This is a genomic window from Rhizobium sp. Root1334 (assembly GCF_001426665.1).
Taxonomy (GTDB): domain Bacteria; phylum Pseudomonadota; class Alphaproteobacteria; order Rhizobiales; family Rhizobiaceae; genus Pararhizobium.
On sequence record NZ_LMEY01000023.1, the window covers coordinates 110,718 to 125,943 of the forward strand.

Consider the following 15,226-nt stretch of genomic DNA (forward strand, 5'->3'; position numbering starts at 1 on the left):
GCGAGTTACATAAACAGCCGAAAGCGAGAGACGATGACACTCAACAACGACGAAGACCTGGAGCGGCTGAAGGAAATCGGTCGTATCTGCGCCAATACGATCCAGATCATGGCGGCAGCGCTTGAGCCGGGCATGACGACGGCGGAATTGGATACGATCGGCCGCAAACTCCTGGAGGAATCTGGCGCGCGCTCCGCTCCGGAATTGACTTACAATTTTCCGGGCGCAACCTGTATCAGCGTCAACGAGGAAGTTGCCCATGGCATTCCGGGCAGCCGTATCATTCAGGCAGGCGACCTTGTCAATATCGACGTTTCCGCTGAAAAGAACGGGTGGTTTGCCGATACCGGCGCGTCCTTTGCCGTGCCGCCGGTCAAGCCGCAGGTTGAGCGTCTTTGCCGTGACGGCAAACGCGCCATGTGGGTGGGGCTGAACGAAGTAAAGGCGGGAAAGCCGCTGGCCGCGATCGGCAATGCCATCGGCGCCTTCGCCAAGAAGAACCGCTACACGCTGATCACCAACCTGGCGAGCCACGGCGTCGGCCGTTCGCTGCACGAAGAGCCGACCGAAATCTCCACTTGGCCCGACAAGCACGAGAAGCGGCGGATGACCGACGGCATGGTTTTCACCGTCGAGCCGTTTCTGTCGCTTGGGGCGCAATGGGCGGAGGGTGGCGACGATGAATGGACGCTCTACAGCGAACCGCGGGCGCTGACCGTGCAGTACGAGCACACGGTGATCGTCACTCGCAACGGTCCGCTGGTCGTTACATTGCCGGGCTGACGGTTGTTCCATTCGCGCGGCTGAACGGCATCATCAGATTTTGTCGTTTGTCATCGTCATGCTGCATTGCAATAGGTAGGGCATGACCAAGCCCAATCTGCCATCACACCAGAACCTCGTCCCGACTGCCCTTGCCGGCGCCATCGCCATGGCGGTCGCGATGGGGTTTGGGCGGTTTTCCTATACGCCGATCCTGCCCGGCATGATGAGCGGCCTTGATTTGAGCCCGGCCGATGCCGGGTTGATCGCGTCGGCTAATTTCATCGGTTATCTCGTTGGCGCGGTCGCTGCTGGTTACGGCTGGGCGGCCGGGCGCGAGCGGGCGGTCAGTCTGTCGGCGCTTGTTGCAACCACGGTTCTGTTGCTTGCCATGGGGCTGACGTCGTCACTGCTGCTGTTTTCGGTCATCCGGTTTCTTGCCGGTGTCGCCAGCGCGTTCACGATGATCTTCACTTCGGCGATTGTGCTCAGCCGGGGATTGGCGGCCGGTAATCCGCATGTGCAATCCATCCATTTCGGCGGTGTGGGCATCGGCATCGCGGTGTCGTCGCTGATGGTCTTTGTGTTGCCCTCCGGCGGCTTCGGGACTTTTGCCGGCTGGCAGGCAGCGTGGTTCGGTGGCGCTGCAATCGCGTGTCTCGGCACGATCGCGGTGGCTTTCCTCCTGCCGTCTGGCCCTGCTTCCGGTAAAAGTGCCGAGCGGGAAAAGCCGCTGGTGTGGACACGGCCGCTCGTGATCGTCACGCTGACTTATGGCCTGTTCGGCTTTGGTTACATCATCACCGCAACCTTTCTGGTTGCGATGGCGCGGCAAGGGGCAAGCGATCATACGGTCGAGTTCCTCGCCTGGCTGATCACCGGCCTCAGTGCGGCGATCTCGGTACATCTGTGGCGCCGTGCTGTGCCACGGCTTGGGATCACCGGTGTCTATCTGGCTGGCCTTGTTGTCGAGGCTATCGGTCTTATCCTCGTCGTCACCCTGCCATCGCCCTATGCGCCGCTTATCGGCGGCCTGATGCTCGGGCTGACCTTCATCATGGTGACGGCTTACGGCCTGCAGATCGGCCGGGCGCTGGCACCGGAAAGCCCGCGCAAGGCGCTTGCCTTCATGACGGCCGCATTTGGCGTCGGTCAGATCATCGGACCTCTCGTTGCCGGTTGGCTGGCCGAAGGCAATGGGAATTTCAATGCGCCGACGCTGGTTGCGGCAGCCGTGCTCCTGTTCTGCGCTGGCCTGATCGCAATGGAGTTCCGCCGGATGGTTGCTGCCATGACGGCCTGAACAGTCTCGCGATTAAATAACGGTAACATTAGCTTGACGTGATTGGCAGGTGAGGGCTTTTGCCCTAGGTTCGCCACATCGAAGCAGGGTGTTCGCGCCCGCAGAAAACGTGAGTGCCGCCTTGTTCCATTCCTTCTTTCCCCGGCCGAAACCATTTTTTATCTCGGCTTTCTTGTGGGCCATCCTCGTCATCGGATCCTGGTATGCGGGCGGGGGGGCGCTCGGCCCCACGCTCGGTTTTACGGCGCGTGATCCCAATGCCGGCGTGGACATTTCGCTTTTCTGGTCGGGGGCGTTTCTGTGGTTTTACATTTATTACGCCCTGGCAACCGCGGTCTTTGCTGCCTTCTGGTTCTGGTACGCTCCCCACCGCTGGCAATACTGGTCGGTGCTGGGAAGCTCTTTGATTGTGTTCGTCACCTATTTCTCGGTGCAGGTTAGTGTCGCCTTCAATGCGTGGTACGGTCCCTACTACGACCTCCTGCAGCAGGCTATGGCAAGGACGGCACCGGTAACGGTGGAGCAACTCTATACTGGGCTTCTCGGGATCACGGGTATTGCTTTCGTATCCATAACGGTCAGCGTGCTGAACCTGTTTTTCGTTAGCCACTACATTTTTCGGTGGCGCACTGCGATGAACGAATTCTACATGGCGAACTGGTCGAAGCTTCGCCACATCGAAGGTGCTTCGCAGCGTGTGCAGGAAGACACGATGCGTTTTTCCGGTACGGTCGAGGGCCTCGGCGTCGGTTTCGTCAGGGCGATCATGACGCTGATTGCCTTCATGCCGGTGCTTTTCACTTTTTCAGACAAAATCAACGAGCTGCCGATTATTGGGCAAGTCCCGCATGCGCTGGTTTGGGCGGCGATCCTATGGGCACTGTTCGGGACCTTTTTCCTGGCCGTTGTCGGCATCAAACTGCCCGGTCTGGAATTCCGCAACCAGCGCGTCGAAGCAGCTTATCGCAAGGAACTTGTTTATGGTGAAGACCATGAGGATAGAGCCCAGCCGGCGACGGTGGCGGAACTCTTCGCCAACGTTCGGAAGAACTACTTCCGGCTCTATTTCCACTATCTCTATTTCAATATTGCCCGCTTTTTCTATCTCCGCGCGGATGACCTCTACAGCCTGCTGGTGCTGATCCCATCGGTCGCCGCCGGGAAGGTAACGTTGGGCATCTTCACGCAGGTCAGCAATGTTTTTGATCAGGTGCGGTCATCATTCCAGTATCTAATCAATTCCTGGACGACAATTGTCGAGCTGATGTCCATTTACAAACGTCTGAAGGCTTTTGAGGCCACGATCTACGACGAGCCACTGCCGGATATCGACCAACGTTTTCTCCGGCGCGAAGATACGGACGGCGAGCTGGCAGCCAACCGCCCCTGAGTTTCGTCAGGCTTGGGATACTTTTTAAAAGGCGGAGCGATCCGCCTTTTTCTGTTTGGCGATCATCGGCAAAGCCTCCGCATAACTCACGCAGGCGACGTCGGGCTTGCCGCAGGTTTCGGTGAGAAACCGGTCGAGCGCGCGCCAATAGGCGCCGCCATTCATCTCGACGAAATGGAAACCGAGTTGTAGCGGAATGCGGCTGCCGTCATATTCTTTCTGGAAGGCCTTGCGGTAGGCATCGAGCGTGCGCTCTTCGAAGACGGCGCTGTCCTTCTTGTTTTCGATGCCCATGGAGTGGCGAACGAACAGATTGTAGTCCATGCCGATCACCCGGCGCTGCTGCGGGCCTTCGGGAATGAGTGGCAGGCCGAAGCGTGGCAATCCATCAGCATCCGACGGCCAGCCCGGTCCCTTGGTGACGAGGCTGGCATCATAGGTAAAGCCGTCCTGCTTCAAGGCGGGGAGCAGGCCATCGCTGAGCGACAGATAGGGTGCGCGAAAACCTTTGATATCGTGGGCGGCGAAATCGGCCCAGCCCTGTGGCTCCTCACCTGGAATGCCGGCGGCCTTCCAGGCGCCGGCCAGTGCCATATTGAACGCAGAGAATTCCTGTTTCCAGTCCGCAGTACTCCAGCCTTTGCCGTCGAAATGGCCACACGCATGACTGCCGATATCATGGCCGGCCTCGTGGGCTGCCCAGATATGGCGGACGCGGGACTGAATCTCTTCGCGGCTCTGGGCAAAGCCGACATTGGAGCGTGCGGCCTTGTGGCCCGGCGCCTGATAGCTCTTGCCGCCTTCGGCTCGGGTCATGAGGAAGGTGCAGGAGAGAAAATACGTGAACTGCGCGCCGGTGCGCTTGCCCATATCCAGGCTTTTTTCCCATAGTTTGTTGTCGTGCGCGCCATCGAACGAGATGATGACGAGTTGCTTGCGTTCCGCCGGTGCTGGAGGCTCGACGGCGTGGGCAGCGGCAGGGGCGAGTGCCATTGCGAAAGCAAGACAGGGGGCTGCGGAAATTCTGGGCATGCGGGAACCTTGGGCGGCGAATGCGGGATTGCGTTCCCTGAGCCAAGAATGCGGCAATCCTTTGATCGGACTGGAAAACAAGCCGCATTACCGCTATGCGATAGTTCTGAATTCATAACAGTTGCGGGTATCCTTCATGGCCTTTCTCATTCTCGGTATCGTCATCTTCCTCGGCATCCATCTGGTGAAGAGCTTTGCGCCCGGTCTTCGCGCTGCGGTCGTCGAGCAGGGCGGCACCGGGCTTTGGCATGCCATTCATGGTTTCTGTGCTCTTCTGGGGCTTTGTCTGATCGCCTATGGTTTCGATCTGTCGCGGGCAACGACCGGCATGCTCTACACGCCGCCGAAGTTTCTCACCCATATCGCCCTGACGCTGATGCTGATCTCCTTCGTCTGTCTGGCAGCTGCGTTCCTGCCTGCCGGAAAAATCAAGGCTGCCACCAAACACCCGGCGATCCTGGCCATCAAGATCTGGGCACTGGCGCATCTGATGGCCAATGGCGAGGTCAACTCGGTGCTGCTGTTCGGCACGTTCCTTATCTGGGGCGTGATCTTGCGCATCTCGATGAAGCGCCGCTGGCGTGCAGGCGAGATCAAGCATCCGGTGTTCGTGTCTTATAAATACGATGCCATCGCCGCGCTTATCGCCCTTGTTGTCTACGTGTTGTTTATCTGGAAGTTGCACGAACTGCTGATCGGCGTTGCGCCGATTGTAATGGGGTAAATGGCGCTAATCGGGGCTAAATCGCGCTGCCCCCTTACAACGGCCTCAAAATACGGTAGAAGCGCGGAAATCTTTACATCCATCTTTGCAGGGAAGGCCGGGAAACCGGAACTTAGGAATGGCGAACCAGGACGACAGCTTTATCCGCGAAGTCAACGAAGAATTGCGCTCTGAACAGGTGAAAGCCGTCTGGACGCGGTTTGGCAGCGTCATCATCGGGATCGCAATTCTCATTGTTGTCGGCACGATCGGCAAGGTCGGTTACGAGTATTGGCACGAGACATCGGCCTCGCAATCGGGCGACGAATTCCTGGCAGCCTTGACGTTGTCGCGGGAAAACAAGACGGATGAAGCGCTGGCCGCCCTCGCCACGCTCGAAAAGGATGGCTACGGCGCCTATCCGGTTCTGGCGAAAATGCGGGCAGCAACCTTGCAGGCGCAGAAGGGCGATACGGCAGGCGCCGTCAAGGTCTTCTCCGACATCTCCAAGGATGCCAGCCTGCCGCAGGCAATGCGCGATGCTTCCCGCCTGCGTGCCGCCTATCTGCTGGTCGATACCGGCACCTATGAACAGGTTTCGGCAGAAGCTGAACAGCTTGCCGTTCCTGGTAATGGCATGCGTCATTCGGCCCGTGAAGTGCTCGGTCTTGCAGCCTACAAGGCTGGCGATATGCCCAAGGCCAAGACCTGGTTCCAGCAGATCGTCGATGATGCCGAGACACCGCGCAATCTGGCAAACCGCGCCCAGATGCTGCTTGACCTGATTACCGCCAGCGGAAAGGCTGCCTGAACGGGCGCCCGAGAAAACAACATTGGAGCGTGACCGTTTGCGGGTGCTCTGAAGACAGGATTATTCGATGAACTTCACCGTCGCCATCGTTGGGCGCCCCAATGTCGGAAAGTCGACGCTTTTCAACCGTCTGGTTGGCAAGAAGCTGGCGCTCGTTGACGATACGCCGGGCGTTACCCGCGACCGCCGTCCGGGCGATGCCAAGCTTGTCGACTTGCGCTTCACCATCATCGATACCGCCGGCCTCGAGCAATCCGGGCCGGAAACCCTGCAGGGCCGTATGTGGCTGCAGACGGAAGCGGCCATTGAAGAAGCCGACCTGACGCTGTTCGTTGTCGACGCGAAATACGGCCTGACGCCGGCCGACGAGACACTCGGCAAGATGCTGCGCCGCCGCGGCAAGCCGGTCGTGCTGGTTGCCAACAAGTCGGAAGCCAAGGGCTCCGACGGCGGCTATTACGATGCCTTTACGCTGGGACTTGGCGAACCCGTCGCCATTTCGGCCGAACATGGCCAGGGCATGATCGACCTGCGTGACGCCATCGTCGCAGCGCTTGGCGAAGACCGCGCCTTTCCGCCTGAGATCGACGAGCCGGAGACCAATGTCGACCTGCGCGGCGACGAAGACCTGAACGACGAAGATTTTGAGCCGGAATACGACGAGACCAAGCCGCTGCGTGTGGCGATCATTGGCCGCCCGAACGCCGGCAAGTCGACGCTGATCAATCGCTTCCTTGGCGAAGACCGCCTTTTGACCGGTCCCGAGGCCGGCATCACCCGCGACAGCATTTCCGTCGAATGGGACTGGCGCGGCCGCACCATCAAGATGTTCGACACCGCCGGCATGCGCAAGAAGGCGCGGGTGCAGGAGAAGCTGGAAAAGCTCTCCGTCGCCGACAGCCTGCGCTCCATCCGCTTTGCCGAATCGGTCGTGATCGTTTTTGACGCGACCATTCCGTTTGAAAAGCAGGACCTGCAACTGGTCGATCTTGTTGCCCGCGAAGGCCGCGCCGCGATCCTTGCTTTTAACAAGTGGGATCTGGTTGAGGATACCCAGGCGCTGCTGGCCGATCTGCGCGAAAAGACCGAGCGGCTGCTACCGCAGGTCCGTGGCATCCGCGCCGTGCCGATCTCCGGCCAGACCGGCTACGGTCTCGACAAGCTGATGCAGTCGATCATCGACACCGACAAGGTCTGGAACCGCCGTATTTCGACTGCGCGGCTCAACAAGTGGCTGGAATCGCAGCAGATCCAGCACCCGCCACCGGCCGTTTCGGGCCGCCGCCTGAAGCTGAAATACATGACCCAGGTCAAGGCCCGCCCGCCGGGCTTCATGATCTCCTGCACACGGCCGGATGCTGTGCCGGAAAGCTATATCCGCTATCTGACAAACGGCCTGCGCGCCGATTTCGAAATGCCGGGCGTACCGATCCGCATTCACTTGCGCGCGTCGGAAAATCCGTTTGAGAACAGGAAGAAGCGGTAGACTCCGGGACTGGGCATTGCCCTACCACGTGATGAAGGTCGGGCTATAGGCCGCAATCTTGCTGTCGCGGGTGACGAGGATCAGCGGCTCGGTGATCGCCTGCGCGATCAGCAGGCGATTGAATGGATCAGGGTGAGTGGTGTCCAGATTTCCCAGTGCTGCGGCGTGGGCAACGGTGAGGTTCAAGAAATCATATCCGACATTGGTGAAATGCCGGATTGCTTCCTCCCCATCGAAGGGAGGACTGTCCTTGCGTCCGAGCCGGAATTTCAGCGCGATTTCCCATATACTGGCTGCGGAGACGAAAACATCGTTGCTCCGGTTTGAGAGAATTTGGCGTATGTCTGACGGTAGGCGGTGTATCGCCGTCAGACTCCATATGGCCACATGGGTATCGAGCAGCAGCCTCATTCCGGCTTGACGCCGAAGAGTTCGGCAATCTCGTCATCCAGCGCATTGAAGTCCTCGAGAGACATGTCCGGAAATTGCCCTTGAAGAAGACCAAGCCGTCTTGGCGGCTTTTCATTGGCGGCTAGCGGAACCAGTCTCGCTGCCGGTTTGCCGTCGCGCGCAATGATGATCTCGTCTTCGGCGCCGCTTTCAACGGCGCTGACAAGTTGGGAAAGGCGCGTCTTGGCTTCCAGCATATTGACGATCGTCATCGCATCTCCCCTTGGCTAAGGTTGACCAAAGGTAATGCCGGAAGCCCGGAATTGCAACGATGAGCCTACAGGCTCGCTTCGAACTTGTCTCTGGAAACAAGGGCTCCGTGATGCTGAATGACCGTCGCTGCTGCTTCTGCCGCAAACCGCGCCGCAACGCTGGCGTCACCATCGACGGCATAGCGGGCAAGGAAGGCGCCGTTGAAACTGTCGCCGGCGCTGGTCGTGTCGACGATCTTTTCGACATTGGCGGAGGGGACGAACTGGAGCGGCGTATCACCAAAACTCAGCGTCACGCCCTTTGGTCCATCCTTCACCACGATATTATCGACGCCAAGGCCGCGATAGCGGGCGATGGTTGCCGCAATGTCGGCATCGCCGAAATGCGCCTGTTCGTCGTCAAAGCTCGGCATGACGAGGCTGGAGGCGCGGGCGCCGGCCGAGACCGTTTCGCGCATATAGGTCTTGTCGTCCCACAGGCGCGGCCTGATATTGGGGTCGAAGATGACAAGTTTGCCCGCAGCCTTGGCGCGGCGCAGTTCGGACAGCAGCGTTTCGACGGCTGAAGGGGCGAGAATGGCAAGGGTGATACCGGAAAAGACGATGATATCGGAGGCTTCGATGGCGGCGCGCAGATGGGTGGCGTCGTCGGCCAAGGTCTTGGCGGCCGAGACCGAGCGCCAGTAGGAAAAGCTGCGCTCGCCATCTTTCAAATGGATCATGTAGAGCCCGGGAGAACGGCCTTCAACGCGGCGGATGGCGCTAGTGCCGACCCCGGTCTTCTCGATGAAGGCCAGCATCTCATCGGAAACCGTATCGGTGCCGACGGCGGTCAGGTAATCGACCGACCAGTCGTGTGGAAGGAACAGCCGGGCATAATAGGCAGTGTTGAACGTGTCGCCGGCATAGCCCTTGCGCAGCAGATCACCCTCTGCCTGCATCAGTTCCACCATGCATTCGCCGATCGAAAGCAGCCTGCCTGTCATGAACTTCTCCCCGTTCTTCATGCTTTGCGAGAGCCGAGATACGGCTTACCGGCGGGGAAGGCAAGCGGATGCCGCTGGTTGCGAGTTGATATAAGGTCCGGAAAATCTTGCGGTGCTTCATGCCCTGTATGATCATTTTTGCCTCGGCCCACCGCAATCGCCACAAACGGCCGGGAAGGCCGTTTACTCGCTCCTGCGGCAACGATACATCTTTCAACATATCCTTGTGATCGCGGAGCTTTTTGATGGCATCTCCCTTGACGTCCAATCCCGACTGGTGGCGCGGCGCGGTGATCTATCAGGTCTATCCACGCTCTTTCCAGGATACGACAGGGGATGGCCTGGGCGATCTCAAAGGGGTGACGCAGCGGCTGCCGCATATTGCCAGCCTCGGTGTCGATGCCATCTGGCTGTCGCCGTTCTTCACCTCGCCAATGGCCGATATGGGCTATGACGTTTCGGATTATTGCGATGTCGATCCGATGTTTGGAACGCTCGCCGATTTCGACGCCTTGTTGGCGACGGCGCACCGGCTTGGCCTCCGGGTCATCATTGATCAGGTGATTTCGCACACGTCCGACCAGCACCCCTGGTTCAAGGAAAGCCGCTCGGACCGCACCAATCCGAAAGCCGATTGGTATGTCTGGGCCGATCCGAAGCCGGATGGCACCGCGCCAAACAACTGGATGTCGATCTTTGGCGGACCCGGCTGGGAATGGGACGGGGTGCGCAAACAGTATTACATGCACAATTTCCTCGGCTCGCAGCCGGACCTCAATTTCCACAATCCGCAGGTGCAGGAAGCGCTGTTGGAAACGGTGCGCTTCTGGCTGAAACGCGGTGTCGATGGCTTCCGGCTCGACACGGTCAACTTCTATTTCCACGACAAGGAACTGCGCGATAATCCGCCGCTGGTTTATGACCCGGATGCGATTGGGCTCGATGCTCCGGACGTCAATCCCTACGGCATGCAGAACCACCTTTATGACAAGACGCAGCCGGAAAATATCGACTTCCTGCAGCGCTTTCGCGCCTTGCTGGACGAGTTCGGTGACCGGGCTTCGGTAGGTGAGGTGGGGGATGGTGCGCGATCGTTGAAGACGGTGGCTGCCTATACCGGCGGCGGCGACAAGCTGCATATGTGCTACACGTTCGACCTCTTGGGACCGGATTTTACCGCCACGCATATCCGCCGCTGCGTTCAGGCGTTTCAGGACGCGGTCACGGATGGTTGGGTCTGCTGGGCCTTTTCCAATCATGACGTCACGCGCCATATCAGCCGGTTTGCTGAGACGGCCGATGAGCGCGAGCGGATTGCCAAGCTGGCGATCTCAGTGCTCGCGGCGCTACGCGGCTCGATCTGCCTGTATCAGGGCGAGGAACTGGCCCTGCCGGAAGCGGAACTGCAGCTTGAGGATCTGCGCGATCCCTACGGCATCCGCTTTTGGCCGGCCTTCAAGGGGCGCGATGGATGCCGCACTCCGATGGTCTGGGAAAGGAAAGCCGCTCATGCAGGTTTCTCCAGCGCCAAGCCATGGCTGCCGGTGCCGGCCGAACATCTTGCGCTTGCCGTCGATCAGCAGCAGGAAACCGGTTCCGTTCTCGATCACTACCGCCAGACACTGGCCTTCCGCAAAGCGTATGTGCCGTTGCTCGATGGTGCGCTGACATTCCTCGACACCAATCAGGACATACTGGCGTTCACGCGGGATAAGGGCGGCGAGAAGCTGCTGTTCATCTTCAACCTGCACCGTGGCCCGCAGACCGTCAGCGTCCCGAAGGGCATGGTGATTGCCGATGTTATGCCGATGCCGGGATTCGCGCCGAAGTTCGATGGCGGCGAGATCCTGTTGGAGGCGATGGACGTGTTTTGCGGGCGGCTGGGATAGACACGGCTTTGCTATGGATACGGGATGACATCGAGAGATGCCATCCGTGGCACCGGTTATCCTTCATCCGGCAGCAGGCGGGCTACCAGACTGCGGGCAGCGGCGAGGTCGAGGGCACGGTCAAGGACGATGGCGTCGGGATGCGCCTCCGTCGCCACCAGAAGCACGGTGCTGGAGGCGGTAAGGCCTGCCAACTCCCGGAGACCCTCCTTGTTTGCCACATGTAGCAACCCTGCAAGACCGGCACTGCCGGATGGCGTGGTTTGGATGCCCGCTTCCTCATGCAGAAGTGTGGCTGCCTGCAAAAGTGCAGCTTCGCTGACAAGCACCGGCAGGGGATCATGCCGCCGCAGGATCGCCAGTGCCGGCGCCGATGCCTCGCCACAGGCCAGCATCTCGGCGCATGTGTGCAGCGATCCGGCGATGCGCACCACGTGTCCGGCCGCAAGGGCCGGTGCCACGCACGCTGCCTGCTCTGGCTCGACAATGGCAAGCCTGGCCGCCGGCAGCCCTTCCGCCATGGCGGCGGCAAGGCCGCCCACACCCGCCTGGACGAACTGATGGGAGACGGTGATGCCGATGGCTGCAAGTTGAGCATTGATCTCGCTGGTCATCGTTGCGTAGCCGGACATCACGTCGCGAACGATCGGGTCGTTCACATCGGCACTGGTATCCGGCACCAGGACGCCATCGACGCGGGCCGCCTCAGCGGCGGCATCCACCGCATTGTCATAGGTTCCCGCGACCCAGTAAACCGACGTGCCGAGCGCCAGGATGCGCTCTGCCCGCGAGCGTGGAACGCTGTGATGCAGGTATATTGTTGCAGGCGCGCCAGCGATTTTGGCCGCTGCCGCGACAGCCAATCCATGGTTTCCATCGCTGGCACAGATCAGGCGGGGCAGATCGCCGCGTTTCCGCAACTGGGCAATCGGCGTTCCAGTCACGCGGGCCAAGGCGCGCAGCGCCGCCGTCATGCCGCCCAGAATCTTGAAATTGCCAAAGGGTCGACTGCTTTCGATCTTGACGAGAACGCGCCCGACACCGGCGCGTTGGGCGAGGGACGGGCAGTCCGCGAGCGCCGTTGCGGCGGCGGGAACCTGAGGGGGAAAATGTGTCATGGGCAGAGTATGGTGCATTGCCATGCGGTAAAACCGCAGAGATAGTCGCATAGGCGCTGAAAAACTGTTTTTTGCGACTAGTCATCATCCAGAGCAACGGGAATGACCAAGCCGCGTTTGATGACGCCGAGCGCCACATTGGTGGTGAAGCGGCGGACATTGGCGTTTTCGGCGATCAGCCGTGACATCAACGTATCATAGGCATCCACATCAGGTGCGGTGACGATCAGCACGAAGTCCGATCCGCCGGTGATGTAAAAGGCCTGCTGGATCATCGGTTCGTTCGCCAGCCAGCGGCGCAGCTGGGCAAGAAGCTCCGGCCGTTCCCGCTCGACATCTAGCGCAACGATGAAGAATGTCGGCCTGCCCACCTGTTTGGGGTCCACCACCGCAATGTCGCGCTGGATGATGCCCGTTTCGCGCAGCCGCTTCAACCGCCGCTGGATCGCGGAAACGGAGAGAGGCACCACCGCAGCAAGCTGTTCGGCGGTCTGAGAGGCATCTTCCTGCACCAGGTTGAGCAAATGTCGGTCGAAGCGGTCGAGGTTCATGGAGGCATAGTACAGCCCCGAAACGCGGATAAAAAGCGATCTTGCGTCACTCAACGCGGCAGGACGGCGCGGCGATGCCTTAAACCTACCCGAGTGGACCAGATACTTTGGAATTATGTCAATGAAGCTTCTTTATCAGACTCATTCGCCCTTTGCCCGCAAGACGCTGGTCTTCGCGCATGAAGTGGGGATTGCTCATCAACTGGTTGTCGAGCATCACGAAACCAGCCCGACAAACCCCAACGCCGAGGTTTTCAATCGCAATCCGCTCGGAAAAGTGCCTGTTCTCCTGCGCGACGGCGTATCGCCGTTGTTCGATTCCGATGTCATTTGCGCCTATTTCGATACATTGCACGAGGGGCCATCGCTTTTCCCTGCCGACACCGAACGTCGATGGGCGGCACTGCGTTTGCAAGCCTTGGCTCAGGACATGGCCTATGCGGGTATCGGCATCCGCTGGGAAACGGCCCGGCGTCCCGAACATCTGCGCTATCCCGAGCTACAGGCAGGCTACGAACGAAAGCTCTTTGAAAGCTATCGTTGGCTGGATCGGGAAATCCAGAGTGACGAGCCTTTGCATATCGGCCATATCGCCGTTGCAACGACACTGGACTGGCTTGCCTTCCGGCACCTGCCACCGTTTCGGGCACACGCCAATCTTACTCGCTGGTTCGATGCGTTTGCACAGCGGCCGTCGATGCTGAAGACACCGCTTTCCGGCGAGACCCGGGACTAGAGAGCCGCCTCAGCTGATCAGCGTAAACTTGTCGACATCCACCAGCCCCATGTCCGAAATCTTTAGATGCGGGATAACGGGCAGGGGCAGGAACGCCAGTTGCAGGAAGGGCTCTTGCAGCGTTGCCCCGAGCGCGAACGCGGCCTGGCGCAGATGATGCAGCGTGTCGCGCACGCTCTCGTAGGGTTCAAGGCTCATCAGGCCAGCGACCGGCAGCGAGATTTCGCCGGTGACCTTGCCATCCTCGACGACAACGAAGCCGCCCTTGATCTGGCCGAGCCGGTTGGCGGCCAGTGCCATGTCGTCCTCGTTGACGCCGACGACGCAGATATTGTGGCTGTCATGGCCGACAGTGGAGGCAATCGCCCCTTTCTTCAACCCAAAACCCTGGACGAAGCCGTTGGCATGGTTGCCGTTGACGCCGTGGCGCTCGATGATGGCGACCTTGATGATGTCACGGCCAAGATCGACGCCGGCCTGATTGCCGGATGCGGGCAGCTTGTAGCGGCGGTGTTCGGTGATGATTTTTCCCGGCAGTACGCCGATGACGGACGTCTCTCCCTCGGCGTAGGGCACGCCGAAATCGGCGGCATTGATATGGCCAGCCTTGACGCTATCGAGACCGACCGGTGCGACGGGGCGGCGGGTGGCAAACAGGGCATCGTTGACGAGACGGCCACCGGCAAGCACGGCTTCGGCCTTGCAGTTTTCCAAGCTGTCGACGACCACCAGATCGGCGCGCCAGCCGGGTGCGACAAGGCCGCGGTCGCGCAGGCCAAAGGCGCGCGCAGCCGAGATCGAGGCGGCGCGGTAGACGGCGAGCGGTTCTACCCCTTTGGCGATCGCTTCGCGGATCATGTAGTCGAGATGGCCTTCTTCAGCGATGTCGAGCGGATTGCGGTCATCGGTGCAGAGTGCCAGGAACGGCGACAGCCGCTCGGTCAGGATCGGCATCAGCGCGTGCAGATCCTTGGAGACGGAGCCCTCGCGCACCAGGATATGCATGCCCTTGCGGATCTTCTCCAGCGCCTCAGCCGCAGTGGTGCATTCGTGATCGGTGCGAATGCCGGTGGAGAGATAGCCATTGAGATCAAGCCCGCTTAACAGCGGCGCGTGGCCATCGATATGGCCGCCCTGGAAGGCGTCGAGCTTGGCAAGGCAGACGGGGTCCTTGTGAATGACACCGGGGAAATTCATGAACTCCGCAAGGCCGATGACCTTCTCGTGGTTGCGGAAGGGCAGAAGCTTTTCGATTGGCAGGTTGGCGCCGGAGGTTTCCAGATGGGTGGCCGGCACGCAGCTCGAGAGCTGCACGCGGATATCCATGATGGTTTCGCAGGCGGAATCGAGGAAATACTGGATGCCCGTGGTGCCGAGCACATTGGCGATCTCGTGCGGATCGCAGATCACGGTGGTGACGCCATAGGGCAGCACGCAGCGGTCGAATTCATGCGGGGTGACCAGCGAGGATTCGATGTGCAGATGCGTGTCGATGAACCCCGGTACGACGATCTTGCCGGTGATATCGATTTCGGTGGTGCCGGTGTAAGTGCCGTAGGTGCCGACGATGCGATCGCCGCAGATGGCGATATCGGAGGCAACGAGGTCGCCGGTCACCAGATCGAAGAAACGGCCGCCTTTGAGCACGATATCGGCCGGAATACGGCCGGTGCCCTGATCGATCAGCTGTTCAAGTTTTTCGCTCACGGGTGCCTGCCTCTTGGGTGCTTGTCTGAAATATTGCTCACCGGAGCATAGAGGCTGATCGCCATCATTGCATACCGGGATATACCAGAT

General features: G+C 59.9%; 15 protein-coding genes. 8 read left to right on the plus strand and 7 right to left on the minus strand.

What is annotated here, in order from left to right; genetic code table 11:
* Window positions 1-33 precede the first annotated feature (33 nt).
* The 3 genes from map to sbmA all read left to right on the plus strand — a co-directional run bounded on the left by map (window position 34) and on the right by sbmA (window position 3,455).
* A complete protein-coding gene (map, locus tag ASD36_RS19055) occupies window positions 34-783 on the plus strand; it encodes a type I methionyl aminopeptidase (protein ID WP_060505800.1) in 750 nt (249 codons plus the stop codon).
* 82 nt (window positions 784-865) lie between these two features.
* Window positions 866-2,065, plus strand: a complete 1,200-nt coding sequence (locus tag ASD36_RS19060; protein WP_082512261.1) for an MFS transporter — start codon at window positions 866-868, stop codon at window positions 2,063-2,065.
* 121 nt (window positions 2,066-2,186) lie between these two features.
* On the plus strand, window positions 2,187-3,455 hold the full coding sequence (gene sbmA, locus ASD36_RS19065) for a peptide antibiotic transporter SbmA (RefSeq protein WP_060506062.1): 1,269 nt from the start codon (window positions 2,187-2,189) through the stop codon (window positions 3,453-3,455).
* A gap of 24 nt (window positions 3,456-3,479) precedes the next feature.
* Here sbmA and ASD36_RS19070 read toward each other — a convergent pair whose 3' ends face one another.
* Complete coding sequence (locus tag ASD36_RS19070) at window positions 3,480-4,487, minus strand: hypothetical protein (protein WP_060505799.1); 1,008 nt, start codon at window positions 4,485-4,487, stop codon at window positions 3,480-3,482.
* A gap of 136 nt (window positions 4,488-4,623) precedes the next feature.
* Here ASD36_RS19070 and ASD36_RS19075 point away from each other — a divergent pair, with 136 nt between their 5' ends.
* The 3 genes from ASD36_RS19075 (at window position 4,624) to der (ending at window position 7,487) form a co-directional block, all read left to right on the plus strand.
* Window positions 4,624-5,211, plus strand: coding sequence for an NnrU family protein (locus ASD36_RS19075; protein WP_037098849.1), 588 nt, complete (start codon window positions 4,624-4,626; stop codon window positions 5,209-5,211).
* A gap of 118 nt (window positions 5,212-5,329) precedes the next feature.
* Window positions 5,330-6,001 carry a tetratricopeptide repeat protein gene (locus tag ASD36_RS19080; RefSeq protein WP_060505798.1) on the plus strand — a complete coding sequence of 224 codons (672 nt, stop codon included), beginning with the start codon at window positions 5,330-5,332 and terminating at the stop codon, window positions 5,999-6,001.
* Between the two features lie 67 nt (window positions 6,002-6,068).
* Window positions 6,069-7,487 (plus strand): ribosome biogenesis GTPase Der, encoded by a 1,419-nt coding sequence (gene der, locus ASD36_RS19085; protein ID WP_037098845.1) that lies wholly within the window; start codon window positions 6,069-6,071, stop codon window positions 7,485-7,487.
* Between the two features lie 21 nt (window positions 7,488-7,508).
* Here der and ASD36_RS19090 read toward each other — a convergent pair whose 3' ends face one another.
* From ASD36_RS19090 to ASD36_RS19100, 3 genes are all read right to left on the minus strand, one after another.
* Window positions 7,509-7,898 (minus strand): type II toxin-antitoxin system VapC family toxin, encoded by a 390-nt coding sequence (locus ASD36_RS19090; protein WP_037098844.1) that lies wholly within the window; start codon window positions 7,896-7,898, stop codon window positions 7,509-7,511.
* Window positions 7,895-8,149, minus strand: a complete 255-nt coding sequence (locus ASD36_RS19095; RefSeq protein WP_037098842.1) for a type II toxin-antitoxin system prevent-host-death family antitoxin — start codon at window positions 8,147-8,149, stop codon at window positions 7,895-7,897. The genes ASD36_RS19090 and ASD36_RS19095 overlap by 4 nt, the downstream gene beginning before the upstream one ends.
* 65 nt (window positions 8,150-8,214) lie before the next feature.
* The gene (locus ASD36_RS19100) at window positions 8,215-9,135 is read right to left on the minus strand and encodes a sugar kinase (protein ID WP_037098840.1); all 921 of its coding nucleotides are present in this window, start codon (window positions 9,133-9,135) and stop codon (window positions 8,215-8,217) included.
* Window positions 9,136-9,380: 245 nt separating this feature from the next.
* On the opposite strand from ASD36_RS19100, the gene ASD36_RS19105 reads away from it, so the two are divergent.
* Window positions 9,381-11,024, plus strand: coding sequence for an alpha-glucosidase (locus tag ASD36_RS19105; protein WP_037098837.1), 1,644 nt, complete (start codon window positions 9,381-9,383; stop codon window positions 11,022-11,024).
* 56 nt (window positions 11,025-11,080) lie between these two features.
* Here the strand turns inward: ASD36_RS19105 and ASD36_RS19110 are convergent, their stop codons facing one another.
* Together ASD36_RS19110 and ASD36_RS19115 are read right to left on the minus strand one after the other, a co-directional pair.
* Window positions 11,081-12,142, minus strand: coding sequence for a pyridoxal-phosphate dependent enzyme (locus ASD36_RS19110; RefSeq protein ID WP_060511743.1), 1,062 nt, complete (start codon window positions 12,140-12,142; stop codon window positions 11,081-11,083).
* A 77-nt stretch (window positions 12,143-12,219) separates the two neighbouring features.
* Complete coding sequence (locus ASD36_RS19115; RefSeq protein ID WP_060505796.1) at window positions 12,220-12,693, minus strand: Lrp/AsnC family transcriptional regulator; 474 nt, start codon at window positions 12,691-12,693, stop codon at window positions 12,220-12,222.
* A gap of 121 nt (window positions 12,694-12,814) precedes the next feature.
* On the opposite strand from ASD36_RS19115, the gene ASD36_RS19120 reads away from it, so the two are divergent.
* Window positions 12,815-13,429 (plus strand): glutathione S-transferase family protein, encoded by a 615-nt coding sequence (locus tag ASD36_RS19120; protein WP_060505795.1) that lies wholly within the window; start codon window positions 12,815-12,817, stop codon window positions 13,427-13,429.
* A gap of 9 nt (window positions 13,430-13,438) precedes the next feature.
* Here ASD36_RS19120 and ade read toward each other — a convergent pair whose 3' ends face one another.
* Entirely contained in the window at window positions 13,439-15,136 is a 1,698-nt protein-coding gene (gene ade, locus ASD36_RS19125; protein WP_060505794.1) for an adenine deaminase, read from the minus strand.
* Between the last annotated feature and the right edge of the window lie 90 nt (window positions 15,137-15,226).

Excerpts from the sequence above, each read along its gene's own strand:
- map (WP_060505800.1), top strand. The coding sequence starts at position 34 with ATGACACTCAACAACGACGAAGACCTGGAGCGGCTGAAGGAAATCGGT.
- ASD36_RS19060 (WP_082512261.1), top strand. The coding sequence starts at position 866 with ATGACCAAGCCCAATCTGCCATCACACCAGAACCTCGTCCCGACTGCC.
- ASD36_RS19070 (WP_060505799.1), bottom strand. The coding sequence starts at position 4,487 with ATGCCCAGAATTTCCGCAGCCCCCTGTCTTGCTTTCGCAATGGCACTC.
- ASD36_RS19075 (WP_037098849.1), top strand. The coding sequence starts at position 4,624 with ATGGCCTTTCTCATTCTCGGTATCGTCATCTTCCTCGGCATCCATCTG.
- ASD36_RS19080 (WP_060505798.1), top strand. The coding sequence starts at position 5,330 with ATGGCGAACCAGGACGACAGCTTTATCCGCGAAGTCAACGAAGAATTG.
- der (WP_037098845.1), top strand. The coding sequence starts at position 6,069 with ATGAACTTCACCGTCGCCATCGTTGGGCGCCCCAATGTCGGAAAGTCG.
- ASD36_RS19090 (WP_037098844.1), bottom strand. The coding sequence starts at position 7,898 with ATGAGGCTGCTGCTCGATACCCATGTGGCCATATGGAGTCTGACGGCG.
- ASD36_RS19095 (WP_037098842.1), bottom strand. The coding sequence starts at position 8,149 with ATGACGATCGTCAATATGCTGGAAGCCAAGACGCGCCTTTCCCAACTT.
- ASD36_RS19100 (WP_037098840.1), bottom strand. The coding sequence starts at position 9,135 with ATGACAGGCAGGCTGCTTTCGATCGGCGAATGCATGGTGGAACTGATG.
- ASD36_RS19105 (WP_037098837.1), top strand. The coding sequence starts at position 9,381 with ATGGCATCTCCCTTGACGTCCAATCCCGACTGGTGGCGCGGCGCGGTG.
- ASD36_RS19110 (WP_060511743.1), bottom strand. The coding sequence starts at position 12,142 with ATGACACATTTTCCCCCTCAGGTTCCCGCCGCCGCAACGGCGCTCGCG.
- ASD36_RS19115 (WP_060505796.1), bottom strand. The coding sequence starts at position 12,693 with ATGAACCTCGACCGCTTCGACCGACATTTGCTCAACCTGGTGCAGGAA.
- ASD36_RS19120 (WP_060505795.1), top strand. The coding sequence starts at position 12,815 with ATGAAGCTTCTTTATCAGACTCATTCGCCCTTTGCCCGCAAGACGCTG.